Raw genomic sequence first — 15,785 nt, forward strand, 5'->3', positions numbered from 1 at the left:
GGGCCGCCCCGGCCCATCGTCCCCGGCGCCCCGTCCCCGGGACTCGACACGATCGACCTGCGGGAGCTTCCCCTGCCGATGATCATGCCCGCCCGGGGGGAGGAGGAGACGCCTGCCGAGGCCGCTCCGCACGAGCGGGAGCTCTCCTCCCGTCTCGTGGCGGCCGACGCGATCGTCGTGGTGACCCCCGAGTACAACCACAGCTTTCCCGCGGCCCTGAAGAACGCGATCGGCTGGACCCGGGAGGAGTGGTTCGGCAAGCCGGTCGGGCTGATCTCCTACGGCGGTCAGGGCGGCGGGATCCGCGCGGCCGAGCAGTTGCGCCAGGTCTTCCCCCAGATGCACGCCATGACGGTCCGCGACGCCCCGGGCTTCCACAACGCCTCGAACGTCTTCGGCGAGGACGGCCGGCCGAAGGACGAGGAGGCCGCCGCCCGTGCCGCGAAGGGTCTGCCGGGCCGACTGGATCGGTGGGCGGAGGCGCTGCGCACGGCCCGTGCTCGGCGCCCCCACGGCTCCTGAGATCCGCTCCCCGTCGTTCCACGGGGACGACGGGGGAGCCGGGAGCGACATCCGTCCGCCGGGCCGTCTCAGGTGTCGCGCGGGACGGCGCCCAGGGCCTCGGCGGCGACGGGGTTCATCAGGCAGCCGAGGACGACCAGCGCCACCGCCGTGACCGCCGGGGCCGAGGCCTGCCACACGCCTCCCATGGCCCACAGCTGCCAGGCGATGGGCAGGGCGAGGAGCTGCACGATCACCGAGGGGCCCCGGCTCCAGCGGCGCAGCAGCCACAGGCCCCGCCCGGCGAGGAGGGGGAACAACGAGAGCAGCAGCACGGTGACCCCGCCGGTGAGGGCCTGCACCGTGTTGTCGGGGGTGCCGGCGAACACCAGGACCAGCATGACCACACCCAGCACGGCCGTGACCACTCCCTGGAGGAGGGTCAGGGCGGCGGCGACGGTGATGCGGCGGGGCCGCCGGCCGGGCCGCGGGGCGGCATCGGCGCCGCCGGGTTTCCGGGTGCCGTCGGTGTCGTCGGGGCGGTCCGGGCCGTCGGTGCCGTCGAGGGGTGTGGGGTCGCTCACCCCGTCAGGGTATCGCCGGAGTCCCGGCCGGCCGGTGGGAGGCCGGCCCGTCGGGCGAACCCCGAGTCGAGCCCCGAATCGAACACCGGAGCGAACACCGAACCGGTCACGTACCGGACCCGCACCCTCCGGCGAAGAGGCGCGCCCGGCGTGCGGGGAAGGGTGCGGGGGCCCGGCTACGCTGCATTCCATGCGCGCACTTCTCGTGGTCAACCCGGCAGCCACCACCACCAGCGCGCGGACCCGTGAGGTGATCGCCCGGGCCCTGGCCAGCGAGGTGAAGCTGGAGGTCGCGCCGACCGAGTGCCGGGGTCACGCGCGGGAGCTGGCCCGGCGGGCGATGGAGTCGGGCTCGGTGGAGCTGGTGGTCGCCTTCGGCGGCGACGGCACCGTCAACGAGGTGGTCAACGGACTGCTGCACCACGGCCCGAATCCCGGCGGACTGCCGCGGCTGGCGGTGGTGCCGGGCGGCTCGACCAATGTCTTCGCCCGCGCGTTGGGGCTGCCCAACCACGCGGTGGAGGCGACCGGTGTGCTGCTGGACGCCCTGTACCGGGGCCGGGAGCGGGAGATCGGCCTGGGCCTGGCGGGAGGGTTGGAGGGCACCCGGGACGAGGAGGTTCCGGACCGCTGGTTCACCTTCTGCGCGGGGCTGGGCTTCGACGCGGGTGTGGTGGGCGGCGTGGAGCAGCAGCGGGAACGGGGCAGGCGATCCACGCACGCCCTGTACCTGCGGCAGATGGTGCGGCAGTTCCTGCGGGACCCGCACCGGGGGCGGGGGACGATCACGCTCGAGCGGCCGGACGCGCAGCCGGTGCGGGACCTGTCGACGGCGATAGTGTGCAACACCGCCCCGTGGACCTTCCTGGGCAACCGTCCGGTGTACGCGGCGCCCCGGGCCTCTTTCGACGACGCCCTGGACGTGGTTGGGTTGACCCGGATGTCGACGACGGCGATGACCCGCTACGCGACCCAATTGTTGCGTTCCTCGCCGGAGCGGGGCCCCCGGGGAGGGAACGTGGTGGTCCTGCACGACGTGACGGGCTTCACCTTGCTTTCGCAGGCGCCACTCCCCTTTCAACTGGACGGTGACCACCTGGGGGTGCGCTTCGGCGTACGGTTCACAGGCGTACGGCGTGCACTGCGTGTGATTGTGTGAGCAGAAGCATCGAAACTCCTTACAGTCGAACGTTTAGCCCACTCTCCACCCCGGAGAAGTAGGGCTGTGAGCCAAGCAACACCAAGGAATCAAAAAAAACTTTCCAGAAGGGGTTGTGCCCCCGGCCGAGGTTTGCGAACCTCTACATGGCGATCGGGACAGCCGAAACATCGGGACCCTTGAGAGCCGGAATCCCCTTACCGCCCGAACGGGCCACGGCGCGGACCTCCCCCTGCGGAGGCCGGGTGACGACTCGTTCCTGTCGGGGGGTTCGTGAAAGCGTTCACATTCACAAGCAATACCACCGCAATCCGCAGGAGATGGAGCAGACATGGACTGGCGTCACAACGCCGTTTGCCGCGAGGAAGACCCCGAGCTGTTCTTCCCGATCGGCAACACCGGTCCTGCGCTGCTGCAGATCGAGGAGGCCAAGGCCGTCTGCCGTCGCTGCCCCGTGATGGAGCAGTGCCTGCAGTGGGCCCTGGAGACCGGCCAGGACTCCGGCGTCTGGGGCGGGATGAGCGAGGACGAGCGTCGTGCCATGAAGCGCCGCGCCGCCCGCAACCGCGCCCGCAAGGCCACCGCCTGACCGGCACCGTGCCCGACCCGCGGTGACCCGCCCCGGCGGGGTCGCCGCCCGGGTGTCTTGATGCGCAGCGCGCAGCACCCACGCGAACCCACGAGCCCCGGCTCACGGCCCGCACTCCCCCACCGGAACGTTCCCGGTGGGCGGGGGAGGCGGACCGGGCCGGGGCTCCCGCGCGTTCCGGCACCGGCCCCGGAGGCGTGCCGACGGGCTCAGCGCCTGCGCTCCGGGGCCAGCGGCAGGTCCAGCACCACCCGGGTACCACCCTCCGGTGCCCGCTCCATGTCGAAGCGGCCCTCCAACTCCCCCTCCACCAGGGTCCGCACGATCTGCAGTCCCAGGTTCCCCGAACTACGGGGGTCGAAGCCCTCCGGCAGCCCCCGGCCGTCGTCCTGGACGGTCACCAGGAGACGCCCCCCGCGACGGGCGGGCTGCTCACCACGGGTGGCCGCGACCTCCACCGTGCCGCGCCCGCCGGGTTCGAAGGCGTGCTCCATGGCGTTCTGCACCACCTCCGTGAGCACCATGGACAGCGGGGTGGCGGTCTCCGCGTCCAGCACGCCGAACCGGCCGGTGCGCCGGGTGGTGACCAGGCCGGGTGACAGTTCCGCCACCATCGCCAGCACCCGATCGGCGATCTCGTCGAACTCCACCCGCTCGTCGAGGTTGTGCGAGAGCGTCTCGTGCACGATGGCGATCGAGCCGACCCGGCGCACCGCCTCGTCCAGCGCGGCGCGGGCGCTGTTGTCCCCGCCCGCGCCGATCCGACGGGCCTGGAGACGCAAAAGGGCCGCCACCGTCTGGAGGTTGTTCTTCACCCGGTGGTGGATCTCCCGAATGGTGGCGTCCTTGGTCATCAATTCGCGCTCGCGGCGCCGCAATTCGGTGACGTCCCGCAGGAGTATCAACGAACCGATGCGCTCACCGCGCGGCTTGAGCGGAATCGCCCGCAACTGGATGACGCACTCGTCACCCTCGATCTCGGCCTCCCGGGGCGCCCACCCGCTGGCCAGCTTGACCAGGGATTCGTCCACCGGCCCCCGGGTGGGGGCCAGTTCGGCGGTGGTGGGACCCAGCCGGAGGCCGACCAGGTCGGTGGCCAGGCCCAGGCGGTGATAGGCGGACAGGGCGTTGGGACTGGCGTACAGCACCACGCCCTCGGCGTCGAGCCGGATGAACCCGTCCCCCACCCTCGGCGCGCGGTCCATCCCGACCTGCTGCCCGGGGAAGGGGAAGGCCCCGTTGGCGATCATCTGGGCGAGGTCGGAGGCGCTCTGGAGGTAGGTGAGCTCCAAGCGGCTGGGGGTGCGCACGGTCAGCAGGTTGGTGTTGCGGGCGATCACGCCCAGCACCCGGCTCTCCCGGCGCACGGGGATGGACTCCACCCGCACCGGCACCTCCTCCCGCCACTCCGGGTCGCCCTCGCGGACGATCCGCCCCTCGTCCAGGGCCGCGTCCAGCAGGGGGCGGCGCCCGCGCGGAACCAGGTGACCGACCATGTCGTTCTGGTGCGAGGTGGGGCCGGTGTTGGGCCGCATCTGGGCGACGGAGACGTACCGCGTGCCGTCCCTGGTCGGCAGCCAGAGCACCAGGTCGGCGAAGGAGAGATCCGCGAGCAGTTGCCACTCCGAGACCAGGAGGTGCAGCCACTCGAGGTCGCCTTCGTCCAGGTCGGTGTGGAGACGGACCAGATCGTTCATGGAGGGCACGGCGCGAGCCTACCCTCCCGCTCCCCGGGTGATCCCGGTCCCCGCCGGGGCCGGACGGGCACCGCCCGTGACCGGGGCGAGGGCGCACGTCGGCCGGGGCGGCGCGGGTGATTCCCGAAGGCGGGAACCCCCGGGCGGGGCGACGGCGGGCCCTCGCCGGGAGCCGGCGACGGAAGGTGAAGGCGGACTCACCGCCGCCGGTGCCCGTCGCGTCGGGTTGGTCACGGGTTTGTTCACGGCATGGACATAGGGGCCGACCCGGTCCACAATGGAGGCGCACAGCATGTGTGCGCGGTCTTCTGCCCCTCACCGCACAGGGGGGTGGAGCGCGATCCGCGGCGCTTTCTGCCCTGACGGCGTCCGGACGCGTGTCGCTCCGGGCTGCGGTGCCGGAAGGGCTGAGGGTCCCTCCCCGGCGCCGCGGCCCGCGGGTGTTCCCGGGGGCCGTCACCCCGCTTCTCCGGCTTTCCCCGGCCCGGCCCCGGGGTGATTTTCCCCGTGGCACGGGAAGGCGGTCCGACCCTTCCGGACCGGATCGATCGAGCCTTTCCGAAACTCTTCCCCGAAATCCTTTCCGGGTGTTTCCCACCGGGGTCCCGCCGTGCTTTCCGCTCGTCGGCCCGCCCCGGTCCGCCCCGGTCCGACGGTGGCGCGACACGTGTGACGGCCGGTTCCCGTACTCCGGGAACCGGCCGTCACGGACGCTCGTCGGACCCGCGGGTCGGGGGTCGGGGGATCAGTGGGTTTCCGTGACCTTCGCCAGCGAGCGCGGGGCGTCCGGGTCCTGTCCCCGGGCGAGGGTGACCTCCATCGCCAGGAGTTGCAGCGGCAGGATCTCCAGGATCGGCTGGACCTCCTCGGCGACCCCCTCGGTGGGCAGTACGAAGCCGGCCGACGCCTCCGCCACCCGCTCCTGCGATCCGACGACCACCAGGTCGGCGCCCCGTTCGCGCAGCCGCTCCAGCACCGGGCGCAGCGCCTGCCCGCCCCGCCCGTCGGGCACCACGGCGATGACCGGGAAGACGTTGTCCACCATGGCCAGCGGACCGTGCAGCAGGTCGGCGCCGGAGTAGGAGAGGGCGGGCACGTAGCTGGTCTCCATCAGCTTCAGCGCCGCCTCCTTGACAGTGGGGTAGCCGTAGCCGCGCGAGGTGAGGACCATGCGCTCGGCGAAGCGGTAGCGGCCGGCCAGTTCCCGCACCTCCTCCCCGCGCGCCAGGATCCTCTCCGCCAGTTCCGGGAGCCGGGCCGCGGCCGGAACCCCGTCGTGGCCGCGCAGCGCCTCCACGAAGAGGTACAGGGCCAGCAACGAGGCGGTGTAGGTCTTGGTCGCGGGCAGCGCGCGCTCGGGGCCGGCGAGGATGTCGATGTGGTGTTCGGCCGCCTCCGCCAACGGGGAGTCGGCGTTGTTGGTGACGGCCAGGGTGATCGCGCCGGCCCGCCGGGCGGCCCGGGTGGAGGCGACCAGGTCGGGCGAGCCGCCGGACTGGCTGACGGTGATCACCAGCACGTCGGTGAGGTCCGGCCGGGCGTCGTAGGCGGTCGTCGTGGACATCGAGGTGAGCCCGCAGGGCAGCCCGTGGAGGATCTCCAGCAGGTACTTGGCGTACAGGGCGGCGTTGTCCGAGGTGCCGCGGGCGGTGAGCAGGACGAAGCGGGGACGGCGGGCGGCGATCGCCCCGGCGACGGCCCGGATGCGGGGCGCGCCCTCCTCGAGCAGGCGGCGCAGCGCCCCGGGCTGCTCGGCGATCTCGCGGGACATGATCCGGCCGGGGGTGTCGGCGGACACGGGGCCTCCAGGGTGTGACGTGCGGGTGGCTGCGGGGTGCGCGGTCGGCGTGCGTCAACCGGCGTGACGCGACCGGCGCGCGGCGGGACGACGGTGTCCGGCCGGTCCGGGGCGTCGGACGGCGTGGTACCGGGTGCGGCCGGGATCCGGGACCTCGGCCGCACCCGGGGTGCGGGGGCCGGCGGGCGGCCCGTGACGCGGGCCGGGCCGTTCGCCATGACCCGCCCCGGACCGTCGGTCGGACGGTCGGGACGGTTTCGGGGCGCCGGGCCACCGCCCCGAAGTGCCGTCGGGGGCACGAGGGGGCGGGGTCCGACTCAGGTGCGGGCGGTGCCCCGGGGGATGGTCCCGCCGGTCAGCACCTCGGCCGCGGCCTCGGCGCAGACCCGGGCCGCGCCGTGGGTGGCGATGTGCAGGGCACCGGAGGGCGGGGCCTGCGGCACGCCCATCTCCACCACCGCGGTGTCCGGGCGGGCCGCGACCAGCGCGGCGAGCGTCTCCCCCATCCAGGCGTGCCGGTGGACGTCGCGCACGACGACCACGAGTCGACGCCCGCCGGCCTCCCGCAGCACCTCCTCGACCACCGCGGGCACCGCGTCGGGGGCGGTGCGGCCCCGACGGTCGGTGGTGGTGCCGGGCAGCAGGCGGGTCAGCGCGGGGCCGAGACCCCACGGGGTCTCGCTGCCGACGGCGACGTTGGCGGCCGGGGTGAGGACCAGGACGTGTGCGGGACCGGTGAGCGGGGCGAACGGCGGCGCGCCGGCCGGCGCGGAGATCCGCACCGCCCGCCCGGCGGCCTCCGTGCCGATGTTCCCCGGGCTCCCCCGACCGGCGACCCCGGCGGTCCCCGGGTTCCCGGACTCGAGTGCCTCCGCCCGGCGGGCGGCGGTCCACCGGCCCAGGGCGCGCACCCGTTCGGCGGCGTCGTGCAGCCGCTCCTCGGGCAGTTCCCCGGAGCGCACGGCGGCCACCAGCGCGTCGCGCATCCGCAGCACCTCGGCCTCGTCGGAGGGGGTGCCGCCGACGCAGATGGCGTCGGCCCCGGCGGCGATCGCCAGGACGTTGCCGCGCTCCACGCCCCAGCGGGCGGCGACGGCGTCCATCTCCATGCCGTCGGTGACGATGACGCCCTCGAAGCCCAGGCCGCCCTCGGAGACGGGGGCCCGCAGCAGGCCGTTGAGCACGGCGGGGCTGAGCGTGCCGGGCAGTTCGGGGTCCAGGGCGGGCACGAGGATGTGCGCGCTCATCACGCAGCGGGTGCCGGCGGCGATCGCGGCCCGGAAGGGCAGCAGCTCGCGCTCGGTCAGGGTGTCGCGGTCCACGCCGATGCGGGGCATCGCGAGGTGGCTGTCCACGTCGGTGTCGCCGTGGCCGGGGAAGTGCTTGACGCAGGCCGCGACACCGGCGGACTGCAGGCCCTCGACGTACGCGACGGTGTGCCGGGCGACCAGCGCGGGGTCGGCGCCGAAGGAACGGGAGCCGATGACCGGGTTGTCGGGGTTGGAGTTGACGTCGGCGGAGGGCGCCCAGTTGAGGGTGATCCCGCGGGCGACCAGGCGGCGGCCGATATCGGCGGCGACGGCCCGGGTGAGGTCGGGGTCGTCGACGGCGCCCAGCGCGAGGGAGCCGGGCACGGAGGAGCCGGTGCGCACCTCCAGGCGGGTGACGTCGCCGCCCTCCTCGTCGATGGCGATCAGGACCTCGGGGTTGGCCTCGTGCAACCGGGTGGTGAGGCCGGTGACCTGCTCGTCGGAGACGACGTTGCGGCCGAACAGGCCGACGCCGGTCATCCCGCCGCTCTCCAGCAGGCGCAGCAGCCAGGCCGGCGGGGTGTCGGTGCCGTGGAAGGTGGGGTGCAGGACGGCGAGGGCGTCGCGCTCCAGGGCGTCCGGCTTCCGGGACGCGGCGGTCGGTGCGGACATGTCGGGGGTCATCCCTTCACGGCCCCGGCGGCCATGCCACCGGTGACCCGACGCTGGAGGATCAGGAAGAGGACCAGGACCGGGATCGTGACGAGGGTGGAGGCGGCCATGGTGGCGCCCCAGTCGTTGCCGAAGGCGGTCTGGAAGCTGGACAGCCACACCGGGAGGGTCTTGGCCTCGGGCGCCTTGTTGAGCACCAGGACCATGGCGAACTCGTTCCAGGCCATGATGAAGCCGAAGATCGAGGTGGCCATGAGGCCGGGGGCCAGCAGCGGGAAGATCACGCTGAAGAAGGCGCGGGTGCGGGAACAGCCGTCGATGAGGGCGGCCTCCTCCAACTCCTTGGGGACGGCGGCGATGAAGCCGCGCAGCGTCCACAGGGTGAAGGGCAGCGCCATCACGAAGTAGATGATGGTCAGGGCCAGGAGGCTGTTGAGCATCTCCAGGTCCCGGGCGTTGAGGTACATCACGATGATGAGCACCTCCCACGGGGCCATCTGCGCCATCATGATCACCAGGATCATGCCGCGGCGGCCCTTGAACTCCATCCGGGCGATGGCGAAGCCGGCGGCGAGGGCGACCAGCAGGGCCAGCAGCACGGCGCAGACGGTGACCACGAAGCTGTTGCGGACGTAGGTCCAGAACAGGTCCGCGCCCATGGCGGTGGAGTAGTTGTCGAGGGTGGGGACGAAGACGAAGACCGGGTCCCGGGTGAGGATGTCGCCGCGCTGCTTCAGGGAGCTGGCGATCATCCAATAGACGGGGAAGATGAAGATCGCGGCGGTGATCAGGGCGACCGCGTTGGGCCAGATCCGCTGGAAACGGCGGCGGAAGGGTTCCGGGGAGGGCCCGCCGCCGGGGGTGCGGGGGATGCCGGCGACGGTCTGCCGCACCGGGTCGGAGGGCGGCGGCGCGCCGTGCGGGCCGGCGATGTTGACCTCGGCGAGGCGGCCGACGACCCCACCGGCACCGGCGCCGGTGGGCCCGGCGGCGGTGGAGCGCGAGGGGCCGTCGGGGCCGGTGACCTCCGGGGAGCCGGAACCGCCGTCGGCACCGGGGGCGGTGGTGTCCTGGCTCATGGCTGCTGCTCCTTCTCCTGCTTGAGGATCAGGTGGAAGTAGTACGACATGGCCCCCAGCAGGATGAGCAGGGTGAGCACGGAGATGGCGGCGGCGGCGCCGAACTGCTGCTGCCCCATGCCCTCGATGTAGGCCATGACCGGCAGGGTCTCCGAGGCGCGCGAGGGCCCGCCGCCGTTGAGGGCGTAGACCTGGGCGAACGCCTTGAAGACCCAGATGATCTCCAGGAAGGTGGTGATCAGGAAGAACGGCTTCATGATCGGCAGGATGATGGAGCGGAAGATCCGCCAGGCGGAGGCACCGTCCATGCGGGCGGCCTCGTAGATCTCGCCGCCGATGGTGGTCAGGCCGGCGTAGAGGTTCAGGGCCACGAAGGGGATCGACATCCACACGATGAGGAGGGTGGCGATGGCCAGCGTGGAGGTGCCGGTGCCGAACCAGTTGTGCTGATCGAAACCGGTGAAGCCGAGGACGCCCATGAACCAGTTCATCAGGCCGTACTGGGTGTGGAAGATCCAGGAGAACAGCACGGTGCTGGGGATGATCGGCATCGCCCAGGCCATCACCAGCGCGATGGACAGGGTGAGCCGCATCTTCCCGCCGAGCCGGTTGAGCAGCAGCCCGATCAGCGTGCCGAGCACCATGATCAGGACCACGTTGACGGCCATGAAGACGAAGGTGCGGACCAGGGTGTCCCAGAACCGCGGGTTGTTCAGGACCTCGACGTAGTTGTCGAAGCCGGCCCATTCGGTGGTGCGGGAGATCAACTGGCGACGGCCGAACTCCTGGAAGGAGATCAGCACGTTCCTCAGCAGGGCCCACCCCAGGACCAGGCCGAGGGAGAGCACCGCCGGGGCGATGAGCAGGTACGGCAGCCAGCCGGTGGGCAACCGGCGGCCGGTGGCGGCGGCCGGCGCCGCGGGCTCGGCTGCCCGGGCCGGTGGGGTCATGGGGTCTTCCTCGCGATCGGACGGTCGTGAGCCCGGCTGCGCCGGAGCGGCGGGGGTCGCCGACCGACCGGCCGGCGACCCCCGCACGTCAGGTGTATCAGTCGCGGTTGATGCGCGTGGTGATCTCGGCGTCGGCCTCCTCGGCCGCCGCGGTGTAGTCCTCGCCGTTCAGGACCTTGGTCATGAGGTCCTTGATGGGGTTGGGGACGACCTCGACGTTCGCCCATCCGGTGGTCAGCGGGGGCAGGTAGCCGACCTCGGCGGACTGCACCATGGCCGCGGCGAAGGTGTCCTCCTCGGGGGAGGCGGTCACGTCGGTGCGGTTGGGCACGACACCACCGTTGTTCTCGTCGACGAACTTCTGGGCCCACTCCTGCGAGGTGGCCATGCGCAGCCACTCCTTGGCCAGGTCCTGGTCGCCCGCGCGCTCGGAGACGGCCAGGTTGGAGCCGCCGAGGAAGACGTGACCGAGCTGGTCCGCGGTCTTGCCGGGGACCGGGAAGTAGCCGAAGTCGGCCTCGTCGCCCTGCTCCTCGATGGCGGCGATGGCGCCGCCGACCTCCCAGCCCAGGCCGATCCAGGAGGCGACGTCACCCTGCGGGACGACCTCGGTGGACTGCTGCGGGCTCGCCTCGTCGTTGTCGGTCGGGGAGTTGGAGAACTCCTGGAGCCGCGCGTAGAACTCCATCCCGGCCTCGGCTTCGGGGGTGTTCAGCGCACCGGCCCACTCCTCGCCCTCCTGGACGGCGAAGGCGCCGCCCTCGTCGGCGACGAAGCCACCCATGACGTAGTAGCTCTGACCGGGCAGGTAGATCGGCTCGGCGTCGGTGTTCTCCTCGATGAGCTCGAGGGCCTCGATCCACTCCTCACGGGTGGTGGGGACCTCGGCGCCGGCCTCCTCCCAGATGCCCTTGTCGTAGACGACGACGCGGTTGGCGCCGTACCAGGGCAGGGCGTAGAGGGTGTCGTCCACGGTGGCGGACTCCAGCATGGTGGCGTTCCACGCCTCACCCTCGAACTCGCCGAGGTCGGCGAGGCCGCCGGTGCCCGCGAAGCCGACGGTCTGGGTGTTGCCGATCTCCAGGACGTCCACGGTGCCGTCCTCGGACAGCGCGGTGGTGATCTTCTCCTGGATGCCGTTCCACTCCTGGGTCTCGACGTTGACCGAGACGCCGTGCTCCTCCTCGAAGGCGGCGTTCAGCTCCTCGATCCAGGCGTCGGGGGCGGAGCCGTCCATGAGCCAGACGGTGATGGAGTCGGTGTTGCCACCGGAACCACTGCCGCCGTTGCCGTTGTCGTCGGTGCCGCAGGCGGTCGCTCCGACCGCCAGCGTCGCCACACCGATGGCTGCCATCAGCTTGCGCTTCACGTCACCCTCCCGGGGAGGCCGGACCCCCTTGCGCCTGGTCACGGGACGGCCTTTAGTGGTGTAGTCAAGAGGTTTAGACCAGTTGCGATGAACTCTGGACTAGACCAGTAAGGGTGTCAAGGCTCGCGCCGAAGGGGCAGGCTGTCCGTTACCGGACTGACACCCGGGCCGCCGGGCTCCCCCGTGCGGCCCGTGCCACCATGTGAGCCGCAATCCACGGAGGAGCCGGTGACGACAGAAGAGAACCAGGTGGTCGGTACCGGCCGGGCGACGGACGCGGCCCCGGGGGCCGCCGGCCCGGCCGGCTCCACCCGGTCGGCGGAAACCGCCGACCGCGCCCGCACCGCGCGGGTGCCGAAGTACTACCGCCTCAAGCGGCACCTCCAGGAAATGACGGAAACCATGCCGCCCGGCACCCCCGTGCCACCGGAGCGGTCGCTCGCCGCCGAGTTCGACACCTCCCGCACCACCGTGCGACAGGCACTCCAGGAACTGGTGGTCGAGGGCCGGCTGGAGCGCATCCAGGGCAAGGGCACCTTCGTCGCCAAGCCCAAGGTCGCGCAGGTGCTCCAACTCACCTCCTACACCGAGGACATGCGCGCCCAGGGCCTGGAGCCCACCTCCCAGTTGCTGGAGATCGGCTACATCAACGCCGACGAGCGTCTCGCCGCCCTGCTCGACATCCCCGTGGACGGACGGGTGCTGCGCATCGAACGGCTCCGGCTGGCCAGCGGGGAGCCGATGGCCATCGAGACCACCCACCTGTCCCAGGAGCGCTTCCCCGCGCTGCGTCGCAGCCTGGTGAAGTACACCTCTCTCTACACCGCGCTGGCCGAGGTGTACGGGGTGCACCCGGCCTCCGCCGAGGAGACCATCGAGACCTCGCTGGCCACCCCCGCGGAGGCCGGGTTGCTCGGCACCGACGTGGGCCTGCCCATGCTGCTGCTCTCCCGGCACTCGCGGGACGCCTCCGGGGAGCCGGTGGAGTGGGTGCGCTCGGTCTACCGGGGCGACCGGTACAAGTTCGTCGCCAACCTCCAGCGCCCCCGCGGCTGAGGGCCTCCCCCGGGTGGCCGGGTGGCCGGGTGGCCGGGTGGCCGGGACACGGCCGGCGCACCGGAGCCGCCGGCCGGGGCCCGGGGGAGGCCGCCCGGCCCGTGGGCGGCCTCCCCCGACACCGGCCCCGGACGCGGCGGGAGCCGCCCGGGGCCGGTGGTTCGGTGGTCGGCCCAAAAGCCGGTACGTCCCCGTCGGCCCCCGCCCCTCCCCTCCGGGGGGCGGGGACCGGTCGGGGTCAGGCGCCGGGCAGGACGACGATCTTGCGTCCCCGCCCGGCGGCGAACCGGTCCAGCGCCTTCGGGTAGTCGTCCAGCGGCATGCGGTCGCTGATGAAGACCTTCGGGTCGATGACGCCGGCGGCGAAGAGGTCGGCGGCCCGCTCGTAGCTGTGCAGCACGGCCATCGAGCCGGTGATGGTGATCTCCTCGTTGTAGATCCGGTAGGGCTCGATCACCGCCGTGGTGGCGTGGTCGGAGACACCGAACTGGAGGAAGGTGCCGGCCCTGGCGACCCGGTTGATGCCGTCCTGGATGGCCTTGGCGTTGCCGGTGGCGTCGATGACCACGTCCCAGCCGCGCGGGCGGTCCAGTTCGTCGGGATCGGCGGCGGAGCCGGAGACGCCCAGCGAGACGGCGGTGGCCAGCCGGTCGGGGTTGATGTCCACGACGTCGACGGAGGCGGCGCCGGTGCGCTTGGCCAGCTCCAGCATCATCAGGCCCATGGTGCCGGAGCCGTAGATCAGGACCCGGGCGGCCATCTTCGCGGAGAGCACGTCGTAGCCGCGCACCGCGCAGGACAGCGGCTCGATGAGCGCGGCGTCCTCGGTGTTCACGTGGTCGGGAAGCCTGACGCAGTTGGCCACCGGCGCCACGGCGTACTCGGCGGCGCCGCCGGCCACGGAGACGCCGATCGCGGCCCAGCGCTCGCAGAGGTTGGCGTGCCCCTCGCGGCAGTAGCGGCACTCGTGGCAGTACAGGGAGGGATCCACCGCGACCCGGTCGCCCTCGCGCAGTTCGGTGACGTCACGGCCCACGGCGGCCACCACCCCGGCGAACTCGTGTCCGGGCACCACCGGCAGGGTGGGGGCGAACTCCCCCTGGAGGATGTGCAGATCGGTGCCGCACAGTCCGCACGCGGAGACCTTCACCACCACGTCACGGGGGCCCGGGGCGGGGTCCGGGACGGTGGTGACCAGGACCTTGCCCGGCTCCTCGATGAGGGCGGCTTTCACTTGACGGCTCCTAGCGACAGGCCCTGGACCAGCTTGTCCTGGGCGGCGTAACCGGCGGCGAGCACCGGCAGGGAGATCACGATGGAGGCGGCGGAGACCTGGGCCAGGAAGAGGCCCTGGCTGGTGACGAACCCGGTCAGGAAGACGGGGGCGGTCTCGGCCGTGACCCCGGTGAGGACCCGGGCGAAGAGCATCTCGTTCCAGCTGAAGATGAAGCAGATCAGCGCGGTCGCGGCGATGCCCGGGGCGGCGATGGGGGCGACGACGCGCAGCAGCACCACGGGCAGGCGGGCGCCGTCGATCTGCGCGGCCTCGATCAACGACCGGGGGACCTCGGAGAGGAAGGACTGCATCATCCACACCGCGATCGGCAGGTTCATGGCGGTGAAGAGGATGACCAGCAGCCAGATGTTGTCGAGCATGCCGATGCTGCGGGCGATCAGGTAGATCGGCAGCAGGCCGGCGACCAGCGGCAGCATCTTGGTGGACAGGAAGAAGAACATGACGTCCTTCCACCGCTTCACCGGCTTGATCGACAGCGCGTAGGCGGCGGGCAGTGCCAGCACCAGCACGAACAGGGTGGAGAAGGTCGAGGCCATGGCCGAGTTGATCAGCGGCGGCCAGGGGCTGGCTCCCCCGTCCAGACCGAAGAACTCGCGGTAGCCGTCCAGGGTGAACGGCGCCAACAGCATCGGCGGGTTGGTGGCGGCGTCCGGCTCCGAGCGGAAGGAGATCAGCGCCATCCAGACGACCGGCAGCACGAAGACCAGGCCGCAGGCCCAGGCGACCACGGCGAGGGCGGCGCCCCGGCCCCGGCCGCGGGGGCGGCCGACGGCGGTCGGGGTGGTGCCGCCCCGGGCGCCGGTGCGGCCCGGGCCACCGGGGGCGGCCGGGTCCCCGGCTCCGCCGGGAGCGGTGGCCCCGGGGGCGCCGGCGGGCGCGGCGGTGGGATCGGCGGTGGTCACGAGTGACCCCCCTCCTCGCTGAACAGGGACGACACGACGCGCAGGGCGAAGGTGGCCAGGATGATCGTGCCGATCACCACGAGCACGCCCGCGGCCGAGGCCAGGCCGTACTCGTGGGCCCGGTAGAAGGTCTGGTAGATGGTGAAGGGCAGGTTGGCCGTGCCCAGGGCGCCACCGGTGATGGTGAAGACCGCGTCGAAGTGCTGGACGATGTGGATCGACCCCAGCAGGGCCCCCAGCTCCAGGTAGCGGCGCAGGTGGGGCAGGGTGATGTAGCGGAAGATCTGCCGGTCCCCGGCGCCGTCGATGCGGGCCGCCTCGATGGCGTCCAGCGGGCGGCTCTGCAGGCCGGCCAGCAGGATCAGCATCATGAACGGCGTCCACTGCCAGATGAGCGCGGCCTCGATCGCGAACAGCGGCATGTCCGAGATCCAGTCGGGCTGGATCGGGTCCTCGAAGCCGAGGAAGCCGCCGATGCTGTTGAGCAGGCCGTTGAACAGGCCGTACTCGGGGTTGAACAGCACGTGCTTCCACAGCAGCGCGGCGGCCACCGGGACCAGCAGGAACGGCGTGATGAGCATGGTGCGCACCGCGCCGCGGCCGGGGAAGCGGCGGTCCAGCAGCAGCGCCAGGAGCAGGCCGAGGACCAGGCTGACCAGTACCACGGTCGTGGTGAGCACGACGGTGGTGATGACCGAGGAGCGCAGGGCGCTGTCGGACAGGACCGTGCCGTAGTTGCCGAAGCCGTTGAAGGCACGGGCGTCGGGGTTGAGCGAGTTCCAGCTGAAGAACGAGATCACCAGGGTGCCGAGGAACGGCAGCTGGGTGACCACGATCATGAAGACCAGGGCGGGCAGGAGGGGGGCGCGGGAGGCCCACGCG

Annotated in this window: 14 protein-coding genes; 4 read left to right on the plus strand and 10 right to left on the minus strand. The window is 72.3% G+C overall.

The features are described 5' to 3' along the window. Positions 1–522: NADPH-dependent FMN reductase (locus FNQ90_RS02015; RefSeq protein ID WP_228470797.1), on the plus strand; the 522-nt coding region annotated here is incomplete at its 5' end. A 68-nt stretch (positions 523–590) separates the two neighbouring features. Here the strand turns inward: FNQ90_RS02015 and FNQ90_RS02020 are convergent. Then, positions 591–1,085, minus strand: a complete 495-nt coding sequence (locus FNQ90_RS02020) for a hypothetical protein (protein ID WP_323379734.1) — start codon at positions 1,083–1,085, stop codon at positions 591–593. A 190-nt stretch (positions 1,086–1,275) separates the two neighbouring features. On the opposite strand from FNQ90_RS02020, the gene FNQ90_RS02025 reads away from it, so the two are divergent. Together FNQ90_RS02025 and FNQ90_RS02030 are read left to right on the plus strand one after the other, a co-directional pair. Next, positions 1,276–2,244 (plus strand): diacylglycerol/lipid kinase family protein, encoded by a 969-nt coding sequence (locus FNQ90_RS02025; RefSeq protein WP_143622907.1) that lies wholly within the window; start codon positions 1,276–1,278, stop codon positions 2,242–2,244. Between the two features lie 331 nt (positions 2,245–2,575). Further along, positions 2,576–2,833 (plus strand): WhiB family transcriptional regulator, encoded by a 258-nt coding sequence (locus FNQ90_RS02030; protein WP_143622905.1) that lies wholly within the window; start codon positions 2,576–2,578, stop codon positions 2,831–2,833. A gap of 209 nt (positions 2,834–3,042) precedes the next feature. Here FNQ90_RS02030 and FNQ90_RS02035 read toward each other — a convergent pair whose 3' ends face one another. From FNQ90_RS02035 to FNQ90_RS02060, 6 genes are all read right to left on the minus strand, one after another. Beyond that, on the minus strand, positions 3,043–4,530 hold the full coding sequence (locus FNQ90_RS02035) for a sensor histidine kinase (RefSeq protein ID WP_143622551.1): 1,488 nt from the start codon (positions 4,528–4,530) through the stop codon (positions 3,043–3,045). A 745-nt stretch (positions 4,531–5,275) separates the two neighbouring features. Next, positions 5,276–6,301, minus strand: a complete 1,026-nt coding sequence (locus tag FNQ90_RS02040; protein WP_182604669.1) for an SIS domain-containing protein — start codon at positions 6,299–6,301, stop codon at positions 5,276–5,278. A gap of 344 nt (positions 6,302–6,645) precedes the next feature. Then, positions 6,646–8,250 (minus strand): glycoside hydrolase family 3 protein, encoded by a 1,605-nt coding sequence (locus FNQ90_RS02045; RefSeq protein ID WP_182604662.1) that lies wholly within the window; start codon positions 8,248–8,250, stop codon positions 6,646–6,648. 8 nt (positions 8,251–8,258) lie between these two features. After that, the gene (locus FNQ90_RS02050; protein WP_323379735.1) at positions 8,259–9,062 is read right to left on the minus strand and encodes a carbohydrate ABC transporter permease; all 804 of its coding nucleotides are present in this window, start codon (positions 9,060–9,062) and stop codon (positions 8,259–8,261) included. A 263-nt stretch (positions 9,063–9,325) separates the two neighbouring features. Continuing rightward, on the minus strand, positions 9,326–10,279 hold the full coding sequence (locus FNQ90_RS02055; RefSeq protein WP_182604663.1) for a carbohydrate ABC transporter permease: 954 nt from the start codon (positions 10,277–10,279) through the stop codon (positions 9,326–9,328). Positions 10,280–10,376: 97 nt separating this feature from the next. Then, positions 10,377–11,648: an extracellular solute-binding protein gene (locus tag FNQ90_RS02060; protein WP_182604664.1), complete on the minus strand. Its 1,272-nt coding sequence runs from the start codon at positions 11,646–11,648 to the stop codon at positions 10,377–10,379. 351 nt (positions 11,649–11,999) lie between these two features. On the opposite strand from FNQ90_RS02060, the gene FNQ90_RS02065 reads away from it, so the two are divergent. After that, complete coding sequence (locus FNQ90_RS02065; protein WP_143619001.1) at positions 12,000–12,704, plus strand: GntR family transcriptional regulator; 705 nt, start codon at positions 12,000–12,002, stop codon at positions 12,702–12,704. Positions 12,705–12,942: 238 nt separating this feature from the next. Here FNQ90_RS02065 and FNQ90_RS02070 read toward each other — a convergent pair whose 3' ends face one another. The 3 genes from FNQ90_RS02070 to FNQ90_RS02080 form a co-directional block, all read right to left on the minus strand. Beyond that, positions 12,943–13,938, minus strand: a complete 996-nt coding sequence (locus FNQ90_RS02070) for a zinc-dependent alcohol dehydrogenase family protein (RefSeq protein ID WP_182604665.1) — start codon at positions 13,936–13,938, stop codon at positions 12,943–12,945. Then, positions 13,935–14,729 (minus strand): carbohydrate ABC transporter permease, encoded by a 795-nt coding sequence (locus FNQ90_RS02075; protein ID WP_143618999.1) that lies wholly within the window; start codon positions 14,727–14,729, stop codon positions 13,935–13,937. Before FNQ90_RS02075 ends, FNQ90_RS02070 begins: the two co-directional genes overlap by 4 nt. 170 nt (positions 14,730–14,899) lie before the next feature. Then, positions 14,900–15,785 (minus strand): carbohydrate ABC transporter permease (locus FNQ90_RS02080; RefSeq protein ID WP_182604666.1); only part of this gene is annotated, 886 nt, incomplete at its 5' end.

Source organism: Streptomyces alkaliphilus, assembly GCF_014141535.1.
Taxonomy (GTDB): Bacteria; Actinomycetota; Actinomycetes; order Streptomycetales; family Streptomycetaceae; genus Streptomyces; species Streptomyces alkaliphilus.